Annotated in this window: 2 protein-coding genes; both read right to left on the bottom strand. The window is 71.5% G+C overall.

Annotation, left to right across the window (positions count from 1 at the left end; translation table 11 throughout):
• Positions 1-222 precede the first annotated feature (222 nt).
• Complete coding sequence (locus APY03_RS07925; protein WP_174262788.1) at positions 223-5,352, bottom strand: malto-oligosyltrehalose synthase; 5,130 nt, start codon at positions 5,350-5,352, stop codon at positions 223-225.
• Positions 5,345-7,041, bottom strand: a 1,697-nt coding sequence (treZ, locus tag APY03_RS07930) for a malto-oligosyltrehalose trehalohydrolase (protein ID WP_232324189.1), incomplete at its 5' end; no start/stop codon positions are given. The genes APY03_RS07925 and treZ, both read right to left, overlap by 8 nt.

The following is a 7,041-nucleotide window of genomic DNA, read 5'->3' on the forward strand; positions in this document are numbered from 1 at the left end:
CCATCGCGAGCAGCAGGGGCGGCACCTCGACCGAGCTGGCCGCGGGCTTCACGCTATCACTGAGCGAATCGACCAGTGTCTATGGCGAAGTCGGCAAGCTGTGGGCTTCGGGCGGCGACACGCGCGTGAAGTCGCAGCTCAACGGTTCCGTCGGCCTGCGGGTGCGGTGGTAGTCGTTTCGTGCAGGCGCGGAGCGTGCAAGCTGGTGAAGCGCCGATGCCATCAGAGCTTCGCCCACAAGGCCGCACCCGGGAAATGGGCGAAGGCGGCAGAGATGCGGATCGCGCCGTCATCCACCACGAAGGTCTCGCCGGTCAGCACGTTCTCGAAGCGCGTGCCCTCGGGCACCTCCGGCAGGCGCACGGTCGTGTCTTCCCATTTTTCGCCGAGCGGCGGCTCGCCCATGGCGCAGAGCGAGCTGAACAGGCGCGCCGCGATCAGCACCAGCAACCGGTCCTCATGCCGGCGCATGAAGGCCACCACGTGCGCGGCCTTCGCGCCGTCGACCTTGAGCCCCCGGTAGTCGCCTTCGCGGAACAGTGCGGGCTGCTCGCGGCGCAGCGACAGCATGCGCCAGCCAACCCAGAGCTTGGCGCGTCCATCGCCGGCGGCAGCAGGCACCAGCGCGGCGACGCGGGCCGGCAGGTCGCCGGCCCGGGCCATCGCCTGGAGCTCGTCCAGGCAGCGCACGCGCAGTGCGTAGTCCACCGGCCGCCGGTTGTCCGGATCGACCAGGCTCAGGTCCATCAACTCGTTGCCCTGGTAAACATCCGGCACGCCGGGCGAGCCGAACTTCAGCAGCGTGAGCGAGAGGCTGTTGAGCGCCCCGAACCAGGCCAGCGTGCGGGCCAGCGTCTGCAGGTCGTCGGCGAAGCGCGGGTCGGCCTCGCGACTCAGCACCGCGCGCACGAAGCCTTCCAGCGCCTCTTCGTAGGCTTCGTCGGGATTGGTCCAGCGCGTGTGGAGCTTCGCCTCGCGCGCCGCCTTCTGCATGTAGCGCACGATGCGATCGGTGTAGACCTCGCGGGTGCTGTCGTCCAGGCCGCCGGCAGGCAAGGTGCCGAGCAAGGTCTGATAGAGCAGGTATTCGTCCGTGGACGAAGGGGCGCCGGGCGGCGCGCCCCCGTCTTCCAGCTTCCGGCGGATCCCGCGCGTCAGCGCACGCCAGCGCCGCAGCGCCAGGCGCCAGGTCCCCGGCATCTCCGACAGCACGTCGATGCGGCAGCGCACGTCCTCGGATCGCTTGTTGTCGTGGGTGGAGCTGGCCAGCATGGTGTGCGGCCAGTGGCGCGCGCGGTCGGCGCTCGCCTCGTGGAACTGGTCCACCGTCATGCCGAAGCGCGCCGGCTCGCCCCCCACCTCGTTGAGCGCGCTCAGCGGAAAGTAGCGGTAGAAGGCCGTGTCCTCCACGCCCTTCGCCGTGACCGGCGCGCTGAACTGCTGGAAGCGGATCGCCAGGTGCAGCACGCGGCGCTGCAAGGCCTCGTCGGCATCGGGCACGGCGCGCCCGAGCAGGGTCTGCTGCACGAAGTCGTAGATCGAGACGTCCGCCTCCCGGCTGCCGCGCCGCGCCTCGCGCGTGGCCCAGGAGACGAAGCGCTCGTCCTGCTGAGAGGGCGCCTCGATGATGTAGGTGCGGTAGACCGGCAGGCAGGCCGCGATCTCGCCCAGCGCGCGCTGCAGCGCATTGAAGGTGTAGTCGCGCGTGCGCCGGTCGGCGCGCGCGATGCGCAGCAACTCGGTGGACAGCACCGTCAGCTCCGAGGCCAGCGCGCTGCGCATGATGTCGCGCTTGCCGGCGCGCGCCAGGGCCTGGAAGCTGTCGCGCACGCCGGTGAAGTTGCGCCAGATCTTCTCGAACCGCTCGGCAGCCTCCGTGTCGATGAGCACGCCGTTCGCGACGTTGGCGAAGCGATAGCCGGTGGTGCCATGCACGTGCCAGTCCCCGGGCACTTCCTCGTCCTCGGCCTTGATCTTCTCGGCCACCACGTAGAGAGGCCGCGCCGGGCGCCCCTCGGCATCGCGCTCGGCCAGCACCAGGCCGGCGCGGCGGGCATAGCCTTCCTGCAGCTGCCGGAAATAGCGCGTGGGATCGTAGAGGCCGTCCGGATGGTCGATGCGCAGCCCGTCGACCTGGCCGGAGGCGGCGAGGTCGAGTGCGAAGGATTGCGTCGCCTCGAACACCTCCTCGCGCTCCATGCGCAGCCCGGCCAGCGAGTTGATGTCGAAGAAGCGCCGGTAGTTGATGTCGTCCGCCGCTACGCGCCAGTAGGCGAGCCGCCAGGCCTGGACCTCGATCAGCGCGTGCAGCTCGTCGCGTGCGCTCGGCAGGTTGAGCTCGGCCACGCGCGCGGTGATGGCGCGCACAACGGCCGGCTGGCGGGCCGCCAGCTGGGCCAGCTGGGTCTTGAGCAGCTCCTTGTCGCGCGCCTGCTCGGCACGCGCCGGGTCGTCGCTCGCGTCGTGCCCCAGCAGCCGGCCGAACGCGGAGGAGATGCCGGCCAGCTGAGCCGCGAGCGCCGCCTCGTCGAGCAGCGCCGCCGCGCTGCCGAGCACCCGCGGATAGCTCTCGGGCGCCAGCGGAAAGCGGTGCTCGAAGTAATACACCGCCAGGCTGCCGCTGCCTTCCTCGAAGCGCAGCACCAGGTCGCCGCTCATCAGCACGTCGCCGTAGTGGTCGCCCAGCACCGGCACCAGCACCTTGCCCGCGAGCTCCGGGTTGAGCGGCTGCCAGTCGATATCGAAGTGCTGGGCGTAGAGCGAGGCCGGACCGTTCTCCAGCACGTCCATCCACCACGCGTTGTCGGCCCCCATCACGCCCATGTGGTTGGGCACCAGGTCCAGCAGCTGGCCCATGCCGTGGACGCGCAGCGCGGCTAAGAAGCGCTCGAAGCCAGCGCGCCCGCCGAGCTCGGGGTTGACCTGGTCGTGCGCCACCACGTCGTAGCCGTGCATGCTGCCGGCGCGGGCGCGCTGGATCGGCGAGCAGTACACATGGCTGATGCCCAGGCGGGCGAGATAGGGCAGCACGCGGATCGCGTCGTCGAAGCGGAATCCCTTGTGGAACTGGAGCCGGTAGGTGGCGCGCGGGATGCGCGCCTGCATCGAGCCGCGCTGCGAGGCGTCGGCCACGCGGGCGCGCGGGCGCAGCCGGGCCAGCGTGCGCCCGAGCGCATCCATTGCGTCGCTGGCGGCCAGGGCATGCAGGTCGGCCGGCAGCTTGCGCTGCCAATTGGGCTGCTCGTGGGTCGTGCCGGGCATGTTGGCCTGCTCGACCACGCCGAGCACGTCCTCGAGCTGGACCATCATGAGCAAGGCGGGGGCCTCGGCCAGGAAGGCGTGCACGGCCTCGACCGTGCGCGGCGCGAGCCGGGACTCGCTGATGGCCTGCGCGATCTCCTCGGCGCTCAGAAGGCCGGCATGCCGCACCGCCAGCAGCAGCTGCACGCGCTGGCGCGCCCGATCGAGCAGTTGCTGCCCGAGCTGGGCCTCGTCGGGAATCAGGCCGAGCTGCAGGCGCAGGCGCAGGTCCTCCCCGCACCACCAGCCGGCCAGCGTCGGCAGGTCGTGCGTGCCCACCGCGGCGAGGGCCTGCGCGGGGTAGGCGGCGGCCGGCTTGAAGGCGCCATCCGCCTCGCGCTCGAAGAAGAGCAGCCGGTAGGACAGGATGTCGAAGCGCGCGAGCGCCTCGCGCATCTCGGGCAGGACGGTGCCGAGGTCCTCGCCGATCACCAGGCAGCGATGGCGCTGGCTTTCGAGCGCAACGATGGCCAGCATCTCGTCCAGCGGGTAGCGCACATAGCCGCCCTCCCGCGCGGTGCCGCCCGAGGGGATCCAGAACAGGCGCATGAGGCCCATCACATGGTCGATGCGCAGGGCGCCGGCGTGGCGCATGTTCGCGCGCAGGGTGTCGATGAAGAAGCGGTAGCCCTCGGCGCGCAGGCGATCGGGCCGCAGCGGCGGCAGGCCCCAGCCCTGGCCGGAGGGGTTGAACTCGTCCGGCGGCGCGCCCACGCTCGCCTCGGCGGCGAACAGCGCGCCCTCGCTCCAGACATCGGAGCCGCCGCGGTCGCTGGACACTGCGAGGTCGAGGTACAGGCCGATGCCCAGCCCAAGCGCCTTGCAGTGCGCATTGGCCCGCGCCAGCTGGCCCGCGGCCAGCCACTGCAGGTACTGGTGGAACTGCACGCGCTGCGCGTGCTGCCGCGCGAAGGCCTCGACCGCGGGGCTCTCCGGGTCGCGATGGTCCTCGGGCCAGAGCGGCCAGCCCCAGATTGCCGCATCGGCCGCGTGGAAGTGCGCCTGCAGCGCCTCGAACAGCGCATGCCGCCGCAATGGCTCGCCGCCTTCGGCAACGAAGGCGAGGAAGGCGAAGCCCGTGTCGTCCTGCGCATCGCGGCCATCCTGCGCCAGGTGGCAGGCGCGGAAGTGCGCGAACAGCAGCTCGAGCACCTCGAACTTCGCCTGCGCGACGCCGGCATAGTCCACCAGCGGCAGCTCGCGCAGCGAGGCGAGCCGGGTCTGGAATTCGAGCGAGGCCACCAGCCGGCGCGCGGCTTCGCAATCGGCGAAGTCGGGCACTGCCTCGACATCGATGTAGAGCAGGTTGAGCCAGCGCCGCGAGGACGGGCTGTAGGGGCTCGCATGCGCCGGGTTGTGCGGGAAGAGCGCATGCAGCGGATTGAGACCGACGATGTCGGCGCCGCGCGGCCCCATCTGCGTGATGAGCTGCGCGAGGTCGGTGAAGTCGCCGATGCCCCAGTTGCGGCGCGAGCGCAGCGCATAGAGCTGCACCGCCGGGCCCCAGACCCGACCGCCGTCGCGCAGCGCTGCCGGGCGCCAGCAGCGCTCGGGCGCGCTGATGAGGAGGGTCTCGCCCTCCAGACCTTCGATGCGCAGCCGGTGGTAGCCCATCGGCAGGCCGCGGGCGAGCGGCACCTGGCGCTCGCACCAGCGCGTGCCGTCGATCTCGACGGCGGCCGTCTCCGGCAGTGCGGCGGTGTCGATCTCGCCGTGCTGTTGCGTTCCGTCTTCCTCCCGCAGCTGCCAGCGCAGGCGCCCCATCGAGGCCGGCATGCGCAGGGGCAGCGCCCAATCGGTGCTGGACGCGCGGATCACCCGCACCGGCGGCAGGCCGCACGACCAGCTCGCGCGACGCTCCGCTTCCAGCAGCGCATCGGCCTGTGCGCCATCGTGCAGCCGCACGCCGAACTCGGCCAGGAGCGCGAGCAGGGTCTCGCGCGGCACCGGCTGGTGCGCGCCCCAGATGTCGTGGTAGTCGAGTGCGATGCCGAAGTGGGCGCAGAGCAGGGCGATCGCCTCCGTTGCGCCGTCGTGCGCCGCTTCAGCCAAGGCCGGGCTCCTGCAGCGTCACCAGCACGGCGCCACGCGCCAGGCGCAGCGCGCCGCCGCCGTCGCGCTCGACAGCGTTGGCATAGAGCGTCTCGCCCGCCTGCGGCGCGATGCCGTCGACCGGCGCGTCCCCGAAGTGGGCCGTGAGGTTGAGGCGCGGGCCGTCCTCGCCGCGGGTCGTGTCGGCCAGCGTCCACGCAACGCGCAGCAGGCCCCCCTCGGCCTGGAAGCGTCCGGGGCCGCACTGGCCTGCGAGCAACGGCACCAGCCGCTGGCGGCGCAGTGCCAGCATCTCGCCCAACTGGACGCGCCAGGCTTCGTGCAAGGGGTCGTCCCACTCCTCCCAGCGCAGCTTGGAAGCGAGGAAGGTGGACTCGGCATTGGGATCGGGAATGCGTGCGCGCGCCGCCTCGTCGGTGAAGGCCGCGAAGCGGCCGAACTCCTCGCGCCGGCCCTGGGAGACGGCGGCCGCCAGCTCGGGACCGAAATCGCAGAAGTACTGGAACGGCGTGGAGGCCTCGAACTCCTCGCCCATGAACAGCATCGGCACGTGGGGCGAGAACACGAGGCAGGTCCAGGCGGCGCGAACCAGGGCGATGTCGCCGATGGCCTGGATGCGTTCGCCGAAGGCGCGGTTGCCGACCTGGTCGTGCGTCTGCAGATAGGAGACGAAGGCGGCCAGCGGCAGCCGGCTGGCGTCCTCGCCGCGCCGCTCGCCGCCGCGGAAGGCCGAGGGCTGGCCCTGGTAGACGAAGCCTTGCGCCAGTGCGCGGCCGAACTGCGCCACCGGATCGTCGGCGTAGTCGGCGTAGTAGCCGTCGGTCTCTTTGGTCGCCAGCACGTGGGCCGCATGGTGCAGGTCGTCGTTCCACTGCGCGGTGCCGCAAGACGGCAACCCGAGGGCGTCGCGCGCGAGGAAAGAGGCCTGGTTGGCATCGTTCTCCAGCACCACGTGCACATGCCGCTCCTGGCCGGGGCCGGCTCGCAGCGCCTGGCAGATCTCGTGGACGATGTGCAGCGGCGAGTCGTCGCGGATCGCGTGGATCGCGTCCATGCGCAGGCCGTCGAAGCGGAACTCCTCGACCCAGTACAGCGCGTTGTGGATGAAGAAATCGCGCACCGTGCGCGCACCCTCGCCGTCGTAGTTGATGGCCGCGCCCCAGGGCGTCTGGTGCTTCGGGTTGAAGAACTCCGGGCAGTAGGCGTGCAGGTAGTTGCCCTCCGGGCCGAAGTGGTTGTAGACCACGTCGATCAGCACCATCAGCCCGAGGCCGTGGGCGGCGTCGACCAGCGCCTTGAGGCCCTCGGGCGTGCCGTAGCTCGCATCGGGCGCGAAAGGCAGCACGCCGTCGTAGCCCCAGTTGCGCCGTCCGGGGAAGTCGGCCAGCGGCATGAGCTCGATCGCGGTGATGCCCAGCTGCGCCAGCGCGGGCAGGCGAGCCCCGGCCGCAGCGAAAGTGCCCTCGGGGGTGAAGGTGCCGACGTGCAGCTCGTAGACAACGGCTTCCTCCCAGGGGCGGCCGCGCCAGTCTTCGTGCTGCCAGGCATGGGCCCGTGGATCGACCACGCGGCTCGCGCCATGCACGTCGTCGGGGTTGAAGCGCGAGGCCGGGTCGGGCACGCCGAGGCCACCGGGCAGGCGGAAGCGGTAGGCGTCGCCGGGGCGGGCGCCGGGCAGCTCCAGCCGGT

The sequence above is a fragment of the Variovorax sp. WDL1 genome (assembly GCF_001541225.1).
In the GTDB taxonomy this organism is placed as follows: Bacteria; Pseudomonadota; Gammaproteobacteria; order Burkholderiales; family Burkholderiaceae_C; genus Variovorax.